Annotated in this window: 14 protein-coding genes and 3 tRNA genes; 15 read left to right on the forward strand and 2 right to left on the reverse strand. The window is 31.8% G+C overall.

The features are described from left to right. Positions 1 to 2 precede the first annotated feature (2 nt). Genes DW006_RS02915 through DW006_RS02925 form a run of 3 tightly spaced genes read left to right on the forward strand, consistent with a single transcriptional unit; the run spans position 3 to position 2,558 of the window. Positions 3 to 650 carry an HAD-IA family hydrolase gene (locus DW006_RS02915; RefSeq protein ID WP_117998973.1) on the forward strand — a complete coding sequence of 216 codons (648 nt, stop codon included), beginning with the start codon at positions 3 to 5 and terminating at the stop codon, positions 648 to 650. 11 nt (positions 651 to 661) lie between these two features. Beyond that, positions 662 to 1,543, forward strand: coding sequence for a CPBP family intramembrane glutamic endopeptidase (locus tag DW006_RS02920; RefSeq protein WP_117998974.1), 882 nt, complete (start codon positions 662 to 664; stop codon positions 1,541 to 1,543). A gap of 1 nt (position 1,544) precedes the next feature. Next, on the forward strand, positions 1,545 to 2,558 hold the full coding sequence (locus DW006_RS02925; RefSeq protein ID WP_117998975.1) for a glycosyltransferase family 2 protein: 1,014 nt from the start codon (positions 1,545 to 1,547) through the stop codon (positions 2,556 to 2,558). Between the two features lie 137 nt (positions 2,559 to 2,695). Here DW006_RS02925 and DW006_RS02930 read toward each other — a convergent pair whose 3' ends face one another. After that, complete coding sequence (locus tag DW006_RS02930; RefSeq protein WP_243002564.1) at positions 2,696 to 3,418, reverse strand: phosphatase PAP2 family protein; 723 nt, start codon at positions 3,416 to 3,418, stop codon at positions 2,696 to 2,698. A 259-nt stretch (positions 3,419 to 3,677) separates the two neighbouring features. On the opposite strand from DW006_RS02930, the gene DW006_RS02935 reads away from it, so the two are divergent. The 11 genes from DW006_RS02935 to rlmB all read left to right on the forward strand — a co-directional run bounded on the left by DW006_RS02935 (position 3,678) and on the right by rlmB (position 13,611). Continuing rightward, complete coding sequence (locus tag DW006_RS02935; protein ID WP_117998976.1) at positions 3,678 to 5,813, forward strand: Tex family protein; 2,136 nt, start codon at positions 3,678 to 3,680, stop codon at positions 5,811 to 5,813. A 433-nt stretch (positions 5,814 to 6,246) separates the two neighbouring features. Beyond that, on the forward strand, positions 6,247 to 7,137 hold the full coding sequence (locus DW006_RS02940; RefSeq protein ID WP_158561052.1) for a leucine-rich repeat domain-containing protein: 891 nt from the start codon (positions 6,247 to 6,249) through the stop codon (positions 7,135 to 7,137). Between the two features lie 263 nt (positions 7,138 to 7,400). After that, positions 7,401 to 7,473 (forward strand) — tRNA-Val (locus DW006_RS02945). Between the two features lie 55 nt (positions 7,474 to 7,528). Further along, a tRNA-Met gene (locus DW006_RS02950) sits at positions 7,529 to 7,602 on the forward strand. A 168-nt stretch (positions 7,603 to 7,770) separates the two neighbouring features. Further along, positions 7,771 to 8,256 (forward strand): 2-C-methyl-D-erythritol 2,4-cyclodiphosphate synthase, encoded by a 486-nt coding sequence (ispF, locus tag DW006_RS02955; protein ID WP_117998978.1) that lies wholly within the window; start codon positions 7,771 to 7,773, stop codon positions 8,254 to 8,256. A gap of 10 nt (positions 8,257 to 8,266) precedes the next feature. Next, positions 8,267 to 9,178, forward strand: a complete 912-nt coding sequence (locus DW006_RS02960) for a phosphatidylglycerol lysyltransferase domain-containing protein (protein WP_117998979.1) — start codon at positions 8,267 to 8,269, stop codon at positions 9,176 to 9,178. A gap of 11 nt (positions 9,179 to 9,189) precedes the next feature. Further along, positions 9,190 to 10,200: a GNAT family N-acetyltransferase gene (locus DW006_RS02965; RefSeq protein WP_117998980.1), complete on the forward strand. Its 1,011-nt coding sequence runs from the start codon at positions 9,190 to 9,192 to the stop codon at positions 10,198 to 10,200. Positions 10,201 to 10,339: 139 nt separating this feature from the next. Further along, positions 10,340 to 10,963: a serine O-acetyltransferase gene (gene cysE, locus DW006_RS02970; protein ID WP_117998981.1), complete on the forward strand. Its 624-nt coding sequence runs from the start codon at positions 10,340 to 10,342 to the stop codon at positions 10,961 to 10,963. A 19-nt stretch (positions 10,964 to 10,982) separates the two neighbouring features. Continuing rightward, positions 10,983 to 12,395, forward strand: coding sequence for a cysteine--tRNA ligase (gene cysS / locus DW006_RS02975; protein ID WP_117998982.1), 1,413 nt, complete (start codon positions 10,983 to 10,985; stop codon positions 12,393 to 12,395). A 29-nt stretch (positions 12,396 to 12,424) separates the two neighbouring features. Next, complete coding sequence (locus DW006_RS02980) at positions 12,425 to 12,868, forward strand: ribonuclease III domain-containing protein (RefSeq protein ID WP_022164861.1); 444 nt, start codon at positions 12,425 to 12,427, stop codon at positions 12,866 to 12,868. Positions 12,869 to 12,870: 2 nt separating this feature from the next. Further along, positions 12,871 to 13,611: a 23S rRNA (guanosine(2251)-2'-O)-methyltransferase RlmB gene (rlmB, locus tag DW006_RS02985; RefSeq protein WP_117998983.1), complete on the forward strand. Its 741-nt coding sequence runs from the start codon at positions 12,871 to 12,873 to the stop codon at positions 13,609 to 13,611. A 106-nt stretch (positions 13,612 to 13,717) separates the two neighbouring features. Here the strand turns inward: rlmB and DW006_RS02990 are convergent. Beyond that, positions 13,718 to 13,790: transfer RNA gene (locus DW006_RS02990), tRNA-Thr, on the reverse strand. A 305-nt stretch (positions 13,791 to 14,095) separates the two neighbouring features. Here DW006_RS02990 and ilvN point away from each other — a divergent pair. Then, complete coding sequence (ilvN, locus tag DW006_RS02995) at positions 14,096 to 14,578, forward strand: acetolactate synthase small subunit (RefSeq protein ID WP_117998984.1); 483 nt, start codon at positions 14,096 to 14,098, stop codon at positions 14,576 to 14,578. Positions 14,579 to 14,750: the final 172 nt, after the last annotated feature.

A 14,750-nucleotide genomic window follows, 5' to 3' on the forward strand; every position in this document is an offset into this window, starting at 1 on the left:
CTATGAAAGAGTACAAGGTTATAATTTTTGATTTAGATGGAACCATTAGCGATTCCGGTGTTGGAATAACAAAGTGTGTTCAGTATGCTTTGAAGAAACTAAATATTATAGAAGAGGATTTGGAAAAATTAAAACATTTTGTGGGACCACCTCTTAAAGATGAATTAATAAAAACTTATGGTTGTTCAGAAGAACAGGCAAAGCAGGGTGTTGAATTTTATAGAGAAAGATATACACCTATAGGAATATATGAAACAAGCCTGTATGAAAAGGTGGAGCAGTTACTTATATCTTTGAAAGAAAAAGGTAAAATCATTGCTTTGGCAACATCAAAACCGTTAGGCATGGCGAAGGAAGTTATTAAATATTTACATATTGAGCAATATTTTGATTATGTAATGGGAGCAGATTTAAATGGTCCTATACATAATAAGAACGATGTTTTGCTAGCTTTACTTAATGAAATTAATTCTGTAGATAAACATGAAACGGTTATGATTGGAGATACTATTTTTGACATTGAAGGTGCAAATTCAGTTGGAATAGATTCAATAGGTGTTTCATATGGATATGGAGTTGTAGAAGAAATGAAAGAAAAAGGCGCAAAGGCAATAGCAAATACGCCTATTGAATTGTTGGATTTAGTTTAAAGGAGTATGCTTTGAAAGAAAGAACTTTAGGAAGAAAACTTTGGGGTATAGTGACTCCAATGTTAATTTATTTATGTATACAAATAGCGGTAATAGTTATTATTCAGGGTGGAATTACAGCGTATGGTATTTTCCATGGCATGTCATTATCAAAACTTCAACAATATTTAACAGAAATTACAAATAGCTATGCTATGTTACTTACAGGTATTTCTGCACTTGGAACAATTCCGATTATGGGACTGATGATGAAACTTGATATAGACGCAGATAAGAGAACAGGTGATTTTAAAAGATATGAATCAGTAAAAAAATGGAAATATTTATTGATACTGCCGTTTGGAGCTTTTTGTATGTGGTGGGCAAGTATGCTTGTGTCAATATTACAAATGTTTATGCCACAGTTTATGATTGACAGTTATTCAAGTACACAGACTGCCATTAATTCAAGCTCATTTATATCTCAGCTTGTTACAGCAGGCTTCATTGCACCTATTGTAGAGGAAATGATTTTTAGAGGGCTGATTTATAAAAGATTAAAAGTCTTATCTAATGTTACAATAGCTGCAATTTTATCGGCAGTATTATTTGGGGTATTTCATGGAAACTGGATACAGGCACCATATACTATTATTATAGGCTTGCTTGCTGTTTGGTTATATGAAAAGTATAAGTCAATTGTTGCTCCAATATTATTTCATATGGGAGCAAATATTACATCAGTGTTAGTTTCGGCAATGTCTGAGGCAGCGGCCACAGGAAGTGAAACAACAGAAACAATATCTAATAGCGAACTTATTTATGGCTTATTTACAGTGATGATTGTTTTTGCTTTGGCATCATTGGTTATTGGTGTTATAATAAACAAATTAGTCAAACCTAAGGAGGTATAAAATGAAATTATTAACAGTAGCTATTCCATGCTACAATTCAAGTGAATATATGGACAAGAGTATAAGAAGTGCAATTAGCGGCGGTGACAGAGTGGAAGTTGTAGTGGTTGATGATGGTTCATCTGATAATACATTAGAGATTGCGAACAAATATCAGAAGAAATTTCCTGATATTGTAAAAGTTGTTCATCAGGAGAATGGTGGTCATGGTGAAGCTGTAAATACAGGTATCAAAAATGCTACAGGTCTTTACTTTAAAGTTCTTGATAGTGATGACTGTCTTGGAAAAAATGCTTTACAGAGAGTCCTTGATTTATTAGAGGATATGGTTTCAAAAGATGCAGGACTTGACATGCTGATTTCTAACTTTATGTATGATAAGCAGGGAGCAAAGCATAAGAAAATTATGAAATACAAAAGTGCAATGCCTGTAGGAAGAATGTTTGGTTGGGATGAGTTACACTTTGGCACATCACAGTATTTATTAATGCACTCTGTTATATATAGAACAAAAGTATTAAGAGAATGCAAGATGCAGCTTCCAAAACACACATTTTATGTGGATAATATTTATGTGTTCCAGCCATTACCATATGTAAAGAACATTTATTACTTAGATGTATGTTTATACAAATACTTTATAGGAAGAGATGACCAGTCTGTAAATGAATCAATTATGATTAAGAGATTGGATCAACAGTATAGAGTCACACGTATAATGTTAGATGTATACAACAATACTGTTATAGAAAATAAACACACAGATGATGCCATGGTTCATTACTTTGATATGATGATGTGTGTCTCATCAATTCTTTCTATATTGGAAGGTTCAGAACAAAGATTAAAAGATAAAGAAAAATTATGGCAGGACGTTTTAGAAAGTAATCCTGTGTTATATCAAAAGGTTAGAAAGTCACTTCTTGGTAGAACAATGAATCTACCTGGTAAAGTTGGAAGAAAATGTTCTGTAATAGGCTATGCATTAGCTCAAAAAATATTTGGATTTAACTAAAATGAAAAAAGCTAAGTCTCATTAATGAAAAGGAATGTAAACCAAACATTAATGAGATTTAGCTTTTTATATTAGAAACTAAATTATTTTTTTATAAAAATAAAACAATTATAAGTATTATAATCTAAGAATTGTAATTATTTTCTTTTGTTTAAGAAATAAAGAACCTGATGTTGTTTAGGATCTTTAATTTTTGGAGCAGGAAATTCTGTATTTCTAAACCACCATTTAAATACTATAAAGTACATTATAAAAGCTAAGGCGGTTCCTGCTAAAACATCTAAAACAGAATGTTGTTTTAAAAACAATGTTGACATACATATCAAAATAGCTAATATAAGCGATATTACTTTAATATGTTTTCTTGAATTTAAGCCCTGCATGTGTGGACTTTTTACTAAACAAATGTGTGCGCTAATAGTCACGTATACGTGAAGACTAGGAAAAACATTTGTTGGTGTATCGTTATTGTATAGGAAATGGACTAAGTCAATAAGTATGTTTTCCCTACCGATATTAGAAAGTCGAAGTTCTAAACCGTTAGGATAGAATGTACATACCAGTAAAGCAATAGTCATTCCTGTAAACTCATAGGCACAAATACGATAAAATTCATTTTTTGAATGATAAAAAAGAAAAACAAATATAGCAGGTATATATAAAAACCATAATAAATATGGTATTACAAACCATTCGCAAAATGGAATAATATCATCCAAAGGACAATGCATAATATGAAGTCCCGGAAAATCTGCCGGTATATATTTTTCTAAAAGAATGAACCATGGCATATATATGAAAACATATAGTAAGGGCCATGCGTGTTTGTACTTACGAAGCTCATTGGTTATTTTGCTCATAAGTCACCTTCATCTAATTGTTTATTTATTTTGAACTAATGATTTTACGAGAAATAAATTTCGTAGACACCAAAAGTATAATAGACACATTATATTAAAAAACTATTACAAAATGCACACAAATTTATAAAAATTTGATAGAATAGTTATGGTCTTAAAAAGTATAACATTGTGAAAAAAAAAAATAAAGAGTTAGTATGTAGAAAAATATTATATTTAATATAAGAATATTAGAGAACAATTAAAGAAGGTAGGAAAAATGAACATTAATGAAATTATTGCAGAAGAATTAAAAGTAAAGGTTTGGCAGGTAGAGGCGGCAGTAAAGTTAATAGATGAGGGAAATACAATTCCTTTTATTGCCAGATACAGAAAATCTGTAACGGGAGAGTTAAATGACGAACAATTAAGAGACTTAGACGAAAGACTAAAATATTTACGCAATTTAGAAGAGAAAAAAGAGACAGTTATAGCTTCCATTGAGGAACAGGGAAAAATGACTGACGAATTAATGAAGCAGATAAAAGAGGCGAAGACTATTGTTGCAGTGGATGATATTTACAGACCATATAGGCCAAAAAGAAAAACAAGGGCAACAGAAGCTAAAGCAAAAGGTTTAGAACCGCTTGCAAATATATTTCTTCTTCAAAAGAGTACAAAAACACCGGAAGAAGAAGCAAAGAATTACATTAATGAAGAATTAGGTGTGGAAACAGTAGTAGATGCCATAAATGGTGCAAAAGACATTATTGCAGAAGCCGTGTCAGATAACGCAGAATATAGAAATGCTATAAGACATACAGTAATTAAGCACGGAAACATAACTTCTAAGGCGAAGAATGAAGAAGAACAGACACCTTATGAAAATTACTATGATTACAGTGAAGCCATTGATAAAATTCCAGGTCATAGAATATTAGCAATTAATCGTGGTGAAAAAGAAAAGGTACTTAATGTAAAAATAGAAATGCCTGATGAAAATATTATTAGAGTTTTGGAAAAATCCATAATTGTAGGCCAAAATCCTTTTTCAGACGTTTTAAAAGAAGCAATTGAAGATGGTTTTACAAGATTAATAAAGCCAGCCATTGAAAGGGAGATAAGAAACTCTTTAACGGAAAAGGCTGAGGACGGAGCAATTTCAGTTTTTGGACAGAACTTAAAACAGCTTCTTATGCAACCACCAATCGCAGGAAAAACAGTATTAGGATGGGATCCTGCTTTTAGAACAGGCTGTAAGCTGGCAATCGTAGATGAAACAGGAAAAGTATTATACACAAAAGTGATTTTTCCAACAGCACCACAAAATAAGGTTGAAGAGTCAATTAAGATTGTTTTAGATCTTGTAAATAAATACAATGTTAGACTTATATCGTTAGGAAATGGTACAGCTTCAAGAGAATCAGAAGCAGTTGTATGCGAAATAATTAAGAGATGCCCTACAAAATTAGAGTATGTAATAGTAAATGAAGCTGGAGCTTCTGTTTATTCTGCAAGTAAACTTGCAACAGAAGAATTTCCTAATTTTGATGTGGGACAAAGAAGTGCAACTTCAATGGCAAGAAGATTACAAGACCCTTTAGCAGAGCTTGTAAAAATCGAACCAAAGGCAATTGGAGTAGGACAATATCAGCATGACATGAATCAAAAGAAGCTTGAAAATGTACTTGGAAATGTTGTAGAAGATTGTGTAAATAATGTAGGTGTTGATTTAAATACAGCTTCAGCCTCTCTTCTTGAATATGTTTCAGGAATAAGCAAAGCTCTTGCAAAAAACATTGTTGCATATAGAGAGGAAAACGGTCAGTTTACAACAAGAAAGCAGCTATTAAAAGTTGCTAAATTAGGTCCAAAGGCTTTTGAACAGTGTGCAGGTTTCCTTAGAATCAGAAATGGAAAAGAACCTTTAGATTATACAAGTGTTCATCCTGAAAGTTATACAGTAGCCAAAAATCTTTTAAAGAAATTTGGTTACACAACAGAGGATTTATTATCAGGAAATGTTAAAATCGCAAAAGATGTGAAAGATATTAAAGCTGTGGCAGAAGAAATTGAAACAGATGAAATAACTTTAAGAGACATGATAGCTGAAATGGAAAAGCCGGGTAGAGATCCAAGAGAAGAAATGCCTAAGCCAATCCTTAAAAGTGATGTTTTAGATTTTGATGATTTAAAAGAAGGCATGGAACTAAAGGGAACTGTAAGAAATGTAATTGATTTTGGTGCCTTTGTTGATATTGGTGTTCATCAGGACGGTCTTGTTCATATTTCAGAAATGAGTGATAAGTTTATAAAACATCCATTAGATGTGGTATCTGTTGGAGATGTTATAAATGTAAAAGTATTAAGTGTTGATAAGCAAAGAAAGCGTATTCAGCTTACTATGAAATTATAATATAAGATTGCAGTTTGATGTAAGATGCGGTTTAATGTAAGATTGCAGTTTGATGTAAGATTGTAGTAGAAAAATGGTTTGCTTCCTATAAGGAGTCAAACCATTTTTTTGTATATTCAAGAAAGTTTTGTTCATCTTCTGTAAGAAATTTATCCTTATCCCATGCAATAGCAAGAGAACGGGATACTTTTTCTTTAAGTGGAACTATTGTAACTTTATCTGAATGTTGCAAATTACAAAAAGTGAAATAGAAATAATACATAGAGTTTAAAAAGATAAAATTTACATAAAGGATGAAAAATGATACAATATTCTATGTTGAAGGGGTTGAAAGACTTAAATTATATTTTCAAGAAAATTCTAAATTTCTAAAATAAGTATGAAAAAAAATTCCCAAATCCCCAATAAAATATTATACGCGGAGGAAGTGTTTATGAAAAAAAGAACATTAAAGTATTTATTTTTAATTGCTACAATTATGTTTTGTGTAAGTAGTAATACAAAAGTACAAGCAGCATCAGATTTTGTTGTTAAAAAGAGTGGGCAGGAGTACATACTGACAGAATATAAGGGAAGAGATACTACAGTATATGTTCCTAAAAAAGTAACTATTATAAACGGTGCTTTTAAGAATAATAAGAAAATCAAAAAGATTGTTTTATCAGATAAGGTAGATAGTATTTATGATGGTAGTTTTGATACGTTGAAGAACCTGAAAGAAGTAGTTTTTTCAAAAGGTTTAACAACAATAGAAAAAGGAGCTTTTAGAAAGTGTCCTAAAGTAAAGAGCATTAAAATTCCTAAAAAATGCAAATATATAGGTGATTATGCTTTTGCCGGATTGTCAGGTTTGAAATCAATAAAAGTTGAAAAAGGCAACAAATCTTTTAAAGTGTACAAGGGAGCATTATTTAACTGTAAGAAGACGGAGTTAATTTGCTATCCAAGAAAATATAGTGGAAACAAAGTATTTACTGTTCCCAAAACAGTAAAAGTTATTGCAAGTTACGCGTTTAAGGATAATTGCTATTTGGAGAAATTAATAATCAAAGGTGATGCTTACGATGGTGGCTATGATGACATGAAGGCGTTTACTAATATGAAAAAACTCAAGACTGTAGTGTTTAAAACAACACAGAAGAGAGATAATATTAGTTTTCGTAATTGCAAAAAATTAAAAAAAGTTGTCTTAGCTGAAGGAACTGAAAAGATTGTAGACAAGCAATTTTATGGTTGTAAAAATTTAACAACCATTAATATTCCAAAATCTGTGAAAATAATTGAAAAGAATGCATTTAAAGGTTGTCCAAAATTAAAATTGTAGAATGGAGAGAAAAGGCATCGAAGATAAGGTTATAAAAAACTTTATTTTCGATGTTTTTTTATGTAATGGAAAATTATTCTGGAGATTCTATTATGCCATAAAAGCTATAGATATGTCTATGAGATTTGGTTCTATAACAAAGGAATAATAGAGTGGAATTTAGATATGCAAAATTGCCAAAATAAAAAATATTAAAAAAATAAAAAAAGTGCTTGACAATTTTCGCACAAAAGTATATATTAATAAAGCAGTTTGAAAGCAACGGGATCTTAGCTCAGCTGGGAGAGCATCTGCCTTACAAGCAGGGGGTCACAGGTTCGAGCCCTGTAGGTCCCATTTATAAGTTTTCAAATGACAATTTAATAATTAACACTTACGTGTTATTCATTGTGGCGAGATAGCTCAGTTGGCTAGAGCACACGGTTCATACCCGTGGTGTCGAGGGTTCGAATCCCCCTCTCGCTACTTTTTTATTGCCCTAAAATATATTTTTTGTTTTAGGGTTCTTTTTTTACCAAAACTAAGGGATTAGATAACTTTTTTCGTTTTTGTACATAATATAATGATTTTATTAAAAAGTGTGGTATAATAAAAACATCTTTGCGGAAAAATATAATTTAATAGGAGAATACTATGAGAATAGGGATGGGATATGATGTCCATAAATTAGTAGAAAACAGAAAATTAATATTAGGCGGAGTGGAGATTCCATACGAGTACGGACTTCTTGGACATTCAGATGCGGATGTTGTTGTTCATGCAATTATGGACGGGTTACTTGGTGCAGCAGCATTAGGTGATATAGGAAAACATTTCCCTGATACTGATCCACAATATAAGGATATTTCAAGTATTAAATTATTGATGCATGTAGGAAAATTATTAGAAGAAAATAATTATGTAATAGGAAATATTGATGCAACAATTATATGCCAGAAACCAAAACTTGCACCTTTCAGGGAACAAATGGTAAAAAACGTGGCAGATGCATTAAATATTAATGTGAATCAGGTGTGCATAAAAGCAACAACAGAAGAAGGGTTAGGTTTTACAGGGGAAGGACTTGGAATTTCATCACAGGCTATTGTATTGTTAGAGGAGAATATACATAACAGATAGAAGGCAAAATATGAAAGATTATCAATTACACGAAATAAAAATAGAGGACTACAACCAAATAAATGAATATTACAATTTAAGAAGACCGGAGACGGCAGACAGTAATATACTTGATTTGTTCCTTTGGGAGAATTGTTATCCTACATGGTATTTTACAAATGAACATGGATTAATGTGGGTGGCAAAGAGTGAAGATAATCAATACTATTCATCAGTGCCTTGTTGCAGGGAAGAAGACTTGAAAGAATGTTTCCTTGAAACACAGGACTATTTCAACAATGTATTAAAGAAGAAACTAACAATGTACCTTGTTGATAAGAAGGCTCTTGAAACTTTAGATTTGCCGGAAGATGAATATATAGTAATACCTGACAGAACATACTACGATTATGTATATGATGCTGAAAAACTAAGAACTTTCAGTGGCAAAAAATACCACAAGAAGAAAAATCATCTAAATGCCTTTAAGAAAGAATATGAAGGTCGATACTCATTTAAGATTCTAGGTAAAGAAAATGAAAAAGAAATTTTAGAATATTTGGAAAAATGGAAAGAAACAAAAAGTCATGCTGAAGAATATGAGTTTATAGACAGTGAAGCAAAAGGAATCAAATACATTTTGGATAATGAAGAAGTTTTTGATTACAAAATTGGCGGTGTGTATGTAGATGACAAATTAGAGTCTTTCTGCATAGGAAATTATTATGAACAGGAAGATATGGTTTATCTTCCGGTAGAAAAGGCAAATCCGGAAATAAGAGGACTTTATCAGTATATTTGTAGCCAGTTTTTAATTGAAGCATTTCCACTGGCAGGAAAAGAAAACAGAGAAGACGACATGGGAATTGAGGGACTTAGAAAATCCAAATTATCATATAATCCTATTTATATGGTAGAGAAATACACAATAATTCAGAAGTAGAGAGAGTGGTTATGGTAAGATTACTTGAGAATAATGAAAAAACAAAAATAAGAGATTTGTATGAGCATTGTTTTGAAGAAGATACAAAAGAGTTTGTTGATTACTACTTTGACAAACGAATTCGTGAAAACGAAGTAGTGGTTAATGAAAAGGATGGTGAAATTGTATCTGCTATTCATTTGATTCCAAAAGATGCAGTTGTAGGAAACCTGAAAACAAATGTAACTTACATTTATGCAGTTGCTACATGGGAAAAATATAGAAAAAAAGGATATATAAAAGAAATATTTCAGGATGTTATTTCAAGTATGTTTTTAAATATGGATGTTTTTACATATTTAATTCCATCAAGTCCTGAAAATGCAGAAATATATAGAAAATTCGGTTTCGAATTTGTTATGGACAAGCGGGAAATGATAGAGAAAGAGCATAGAAGAAAGCCAAGCCATTCTGTTATTAGAAGAAAAGCCGAAAAGTCAGATTTAGTAAAGCTATCAATTTTTGCACAGCAGGCAATGGACAGTAACCATCGCATTGCTTTATCAAAAGATTTAGACTATTTTAAGCAAATGCTTGAGTTAGTTGAAGTTGAAAATGGCGAAATAGAGTTGTTTATCCAAAAGAAAGTAATTGTTGGGTACAGAATATTTATAGATGGTGAAATATTAGAAGAAGTGTTAGACAGCAGTTTGCAGACTCTTAGTTGGCAAAGTGATGTTAGAAAACCATACGCAATGGCAAGACTTATTAATATTAGAAAAACATTGAGGTTGTTATCTTTTAAGGATTTTAAAGAAAGAACAATAAGGATTACAGATCCGATTTTAAAGGAAAATAATGGATGCTTTAAGATGAATTTCCATCATGGAAGTGTTAAGCTGGACAAAATCGAAAATCAGGAAGATGTAGATTTTGATGTTAGTATTGGAGAACTTACAGCACACATATTTGGCTATAAAAAAATACCAAATTTTCCAACGGTTTGTAAAAAAGACAGCTTTTTCATAAACGATTATGTTTAGGAAAAGTGGTATACTTTAGAAATTGTGGTATTATAAAGAATTGTAGTGTCATAATTAATTAAGTATTTGACTGATAAGATATTAAATTAAAAATATAATGCATATATAGTAATTAGACGAATTTAGTTTGGAGATTAAAATGGGATTTTTTAAATTTTACAAGGAAGAAGTGGAAGTAATAAAGGATAGAGATCCTGCAATAAAAAAAGATATTGAAGCAATATTGTATCCAAGTTTTTGGGCAATTTATAATTATAGAAAAGCTCATAAGCTATATTTAAAAGGAAAAGTTTTTAGAGCAAGACGCATATCACAAAGAACAGCCAGAAAGACAGGTATAGAAATTCATCCTGCAGCACAGATTGGTAAAGGACTATTTATTGATCATGGTCATGGTGTGGTTATAGGTGAAACAGCTATAATTGGAGAAAATGTTACTTTGTATCAGGGAGTTACCCTTGGAGGTACCGGCAAAGAAAAAGGTAAACGTCATCCTACTATAGGCAATAACGTTATGATTGGAGCAGGAGCAAAAGTACTTGGTTCCTTTACAATAGGTGACAACTCAAAAGTTGCAGCAGGCTCTGTTGTATTGGAGGAAGTACCACCAAACTGTACAGTTGTAGGTGTTCCGGGTATTGTGGTAAAACAGGATAATGTTCCGGTTCAGCACAATGATTTAGATCAGGTACACATTCCACATCCTGTACAAAATGAATTAAAGAGATTAAACGATGAAATAGAAAAGTTAAAAAACAAATAGTCTACATAAAGGAGATAATATGAAAATTTACAACACTTTAACAAAGAAAAAAGAAGTTTTTAAACCTATATCAGAAGAACAGGTTGGCATGTATACATGTGGACCTACAGTTTATCATTATGCGCATATTGGAAATCTTCGTAGCTATATTATGGAAGATGTACTTGAAAAAGAGTTGCGTTATGAAGGTTACAACGTAAAGAGAGTTATGAATATTACTGACGTTGGCCATTTATCAAGTGATGCTGATACCGGCGAAGATAAAATGTTAAAGGGTGCAAAAAGAGAACATAAGACAGTTATGGAAATTGCCAAATTCTATACAGATGCATTTTTCTCAGATTGTAAAAAATTAAATATTAAAACTCCTGACGTAGTTGAACCTGCAACAAATTGTATTGATGAATTTATTAATATGATTAAGGTTCTTCTTGAAAAAGATTATGCGTATGTAGCAGGTGGTAATGTATATTTTGATACATCAAAGCTTAAAGAATACTACACATTAACAAGTCATGATGAAGATGAACTTATGGTTGGTGTAAGAGATGATGTAGATGAAGACGAAAACAAGAAAAATAAAACAGACTTTGTATTATGGTTTACAAAATCAAAGTTTGATAATCAAGAGTTAAAATGGGATAGTCCTTGGGGTGTTGGTTACCCTGGATGGCATATTGAATGTTCTTGCATTAGTATTAAACATTTAGGAGAACATTTAGATTTACATTGTGGTGGAATTGATAATATTTTCCCACATCATACAAACGAAATTGCACAGAGTGAGTCATTTTTAGGTCATAAATGGTGCAATTACTGGTTCCATGTACATCATTTAAATGATAAGAGTGGTAAGATGAGTAAGTCAAAGGGAGATTTCCTTACAGTTTCATTATTAGAAAGTAAAGGTTATGATCCGGTTGTGTACAGAATGTTCTGTTTACAGTCTCATTACAGAAAACCACTTCAGTTTAGTTACCAGGTACTTGATTCTGTAGCTGCCGGCTATAAGAAGTTGAGAAACCGTATTGGCAAGCTTACAAATGATGGCGAAATAAATCAGGAATTAGTAAAGGAATACAAAGAAAAGTTCATTGATGTTGTTGGAAATGATTTAAATACAGCTTCAGGTATTACATTAGTATATGATGTATTAAAAGAAGATACTAATGAGGCAACAAAATTAGCTATTATAAATGATTTTGACAAAGTTCTTTCATTAGACCTTACAAAGGGTGCTATTGAAGAAAAGAAAGAAGAAAATATTGACAGCGAATTAGAAACATACATTAATGAAATGATTGCTAAGCGTGCAGAAGCAAAGAAAAACAAAGATTTTGCTACAGCAGACTCAATTAGAGATGAGTTAGCTTCTAAGGGAATTATTTTAAAGGATACACGTGAAGGAACAACTTACCATATTGAAAAGTAAGTTTAGCGAAAATGGAGATAATTCAAAACATGGATTTATTCGAGATAATAAAAAACAAAATGGAGTTAGAGGAGATAACAATTACTGATTATTCTCCTTTGACTTTGGCTTATATAGGTGATGGAATATATGAAATCATCATTAGAACAGTAATTGTTGACGAGGCAAACCGTCAGGTAAACAAAATACATAAGGCGGCTTCTAATCTGGTCAAAGCCCAAACACAGGCAGAAATGATTCATTTAATTATGGATGATTTAACAGAAGAAGAAGTGAAAATCTACAAACGTGGAAGAAATGCCAAGGCAATTACAAGAGCCAAGAATGCATCAATGTCTGATTACAGAGTTGCAACAGGTTTTGAGGCACTAATGGGATGGTTATATTTAACAAAGCAGTCAGACAGAATGATGGAACTTATAAAAATGGCTGTTAGCAGATTTAAGAATAACGAAGAAAATAAGAGAGGTTAATTTTGAGATACGAGGAATTTGTAATAGAGGGACGAAATGCCGTAATTGAAGCTTTCAGAGCCGGGAAAACAGTAGATAAGTTGTTTGTGTTGGAACATTGCAAAGAAGGTTCAATGAACACTGTTTTACGTGAAGCAAAAAAACACGATACGATAATTAATTATGTAAAAAAAGAAAGACTTGATCAAATGTCAGAAACAGGAAAGCATCAGGGAGTTATTGCATATATTGCAGCTTTTGAATATGCAACAGTTGATGATATTTTGAAAAAGGCAGAAGATAAAGGGGAACCACCATTTGTTGTTATTTTAGATGATATTGAAGATCCACATAATTTAGGGGCAATTATCCGTACAGCAAATTTAGCAGGTGCCCATGGTATAATTATTCCAAAACACAGAGCAGCAGGACTTACGGCAACTGCAGTTAAAGCATCAGCCGGAGCAGTTAGCTACACACCGGTTGCCAAGGTTACAAACATCTCAAAAACAATAGAAGAGTTAAAAGATAAAGGTTTATGGTTTGTGTGTGCAGATATGGGTGGCACAACAATGTACGATTTAGACCTTAAAGGACCTATAGGTTTGGTTGTTGGAAACGAAGGAAAAGGTGTTAGCAGACTTGTAAAAGAAAAATGCGACTTTATTGCATCAATTCCCATGTTCGGAGATATTGATTCATTAAATGCTTCTGTGGCAACAGGAGTTTTGGCGTATGAAATCGTAAGACAGAGAATGAAATAAAAATACAAGCTACTTTCAAATGATTATGAAAGTAGCTTGTATAAATGATAAATAACTGAAATCAAAAAGAGTGCATTAAGTTTTAATGCACTCTTTTTAGCTATAAAGCTGCCTAGGGGACTTGAACCCCCGACCTCCGCCTTACCAAGGCGACGCTCTACCGACTGAGCCAAGGCAGCTTGCTGCAACAAATATTAGTATATAAAATTTATATTTTTTAGTCAACAGAATAATTTTCTTTTTGCACAAGTGTGCGTCCCTAATGGAGCACTTTGGGGGAATAAGAAAATGTGGATAAATTTCTTGCTGTATAAAACAGATATAAAATATATTAAAAAAGATCAAGAAAAAATGTTATATTCATATATTGTAAATAGGATAAATTTTTGATAAAATTTACAAGGAATGATAAATACGTTTCATTGACAAAAATGTTATATGTGATAGTATTAATTGATAGAAACTGAGAAAAGGGGAATACATTATGAACAAGAAAGTTTTATCAGTATTAGTTGACAATACATCAGGTGTATTGAACAGAATAGCAGGCTTATTTAGCAGAAGAGGATACAACATTGACAGCTTAACTGTTGGTGAAACTGAGAATCCACTTTATTCAAGAATGACAATAGTTGTAACAGGTGATGATGACATTCTTGAACAGATTATAAAGCAGATTACTAAATTAGAAGATGTTAAAAGAGTTGATGTTTTAGAACCATCTAATTCAGTAACAAGAGAACTTATTTTAGTTAAGATTAAGACAACACCTGAACAGAGACAGCAGGTTATGGCTATGACTGAAATTTTCAGAGCTAACATTGTAGACGTAGCAAAAGAAAGTGTAATGATTGAAATTACAGGTAGTCAGTCAAAGTTATCAGCGTTTTTAAGCTTATTAGAAGATTACGAAATCTTAGAACTTGTAAGAACAGGTATTACAGGTTTAGCAAGAGGTATTAAATAAAGTCGATTTAGGAATAGGCTAGGTAAAAAAGATTATTTTATAGTTTAACTATAATAAAATAAAAATATACATATGGAGGCAAAGAAATGTCAGAAGCAAGAATTTTTTATCAGGAAGATTGCAACTTATCATTATTAGATGGAAAGAAGATTGCAATCATCGGTTATGGTAG

It is taken from the genome of Eubacterium sp. AF36-5BH (assembly GCF_003460505.1).
In the GTDB taxonomy this organism is placed as follows: Bacteria; Bacillota; Clostridia; order Lachnospirales; family Lachnospiraceae; genus Eubacterium_G.

Bases quoted from the DNA above. Each gene is read 5' to 3' on its own strand.
- DW006_RS02915 (WP_117998973.1), top strand. From the start codon at position 3: ATGAAAGAGTACAAGGTTATAATTTTTGATTTAGATGGAACCATTAGC.
- DW006_RS02925 (WP_117998975.1), top strand. From the start codon at position 1,545: ATGAAATTATTAACAGTAGCTATTCCATGCTACAATTCAAGTGAATAT.
- DW006_RS02930 (WP_243002564.1), bottom strand. From the start codon at position 3,418: ATGAGCAAAATAACCAATGAGCTTCGTAAGTACAAACACGCATGGCCC.
- DW006_RS02935 (WP_117998976.1), top strand. From the start codon at position 3,678: ATGAACATTAATGAAATTATTGCAGAAGAATTAAAAGTAAAGGTTTGG.
- DW006_RS02940 (WP_158561052.1), top strand. From the start codon at position 6,247: ATGAAAAAAAGAACATTAAAGTATTTATTTTTAATTGCTACAATTATG.
- ispF (WP_117998978.1), top strand. From the start codon at position 7,771: ATGAGAATAGGGATGGGATATGATGTCCATAAATTAGTAGAAAACAGA.
- DW006_RS02960 (WP_117998979.1), top strand. From the start codon at position 8,267: ATGAAAGATTATCAATTACACGAAATAAAAATAGAGGACTACAACCAA.
- DW006_RS02965 (WP_117998980.1), top strand. From the start codon at position 9,190: ATGGTAAGATTACTTGAGAATAATGAAAAAACAAAAATAAGAGATTTG.
- cysE (WP_117998981.1), top strand. From the start codon at position 10,340: ATGGGATTTTTTAAATTTTACAAGGAAGAAGTGGAAGTAATAAAGGAT.
- cysS (WP_117998982.1), top strand. From the start codon at position 10,983: ATGAAAATTTACAACACTTTAACAAAGAAAAAAGAAGTTTTTAAACCT.
- DW006_RS02980 (WP_022164861.1), top strand. From the start codon at position 12,425: ATGGATTTATTCGAGATAATAAAAAACAAAATGGAGTTAGAGGAGATA.
- ilvN (WP_117998984.1), top strand. From the start codon at position 14,096: ATGAACAAGAAAGTTTTATCAGTATTAGTTGACAATACATCAGGTGTA.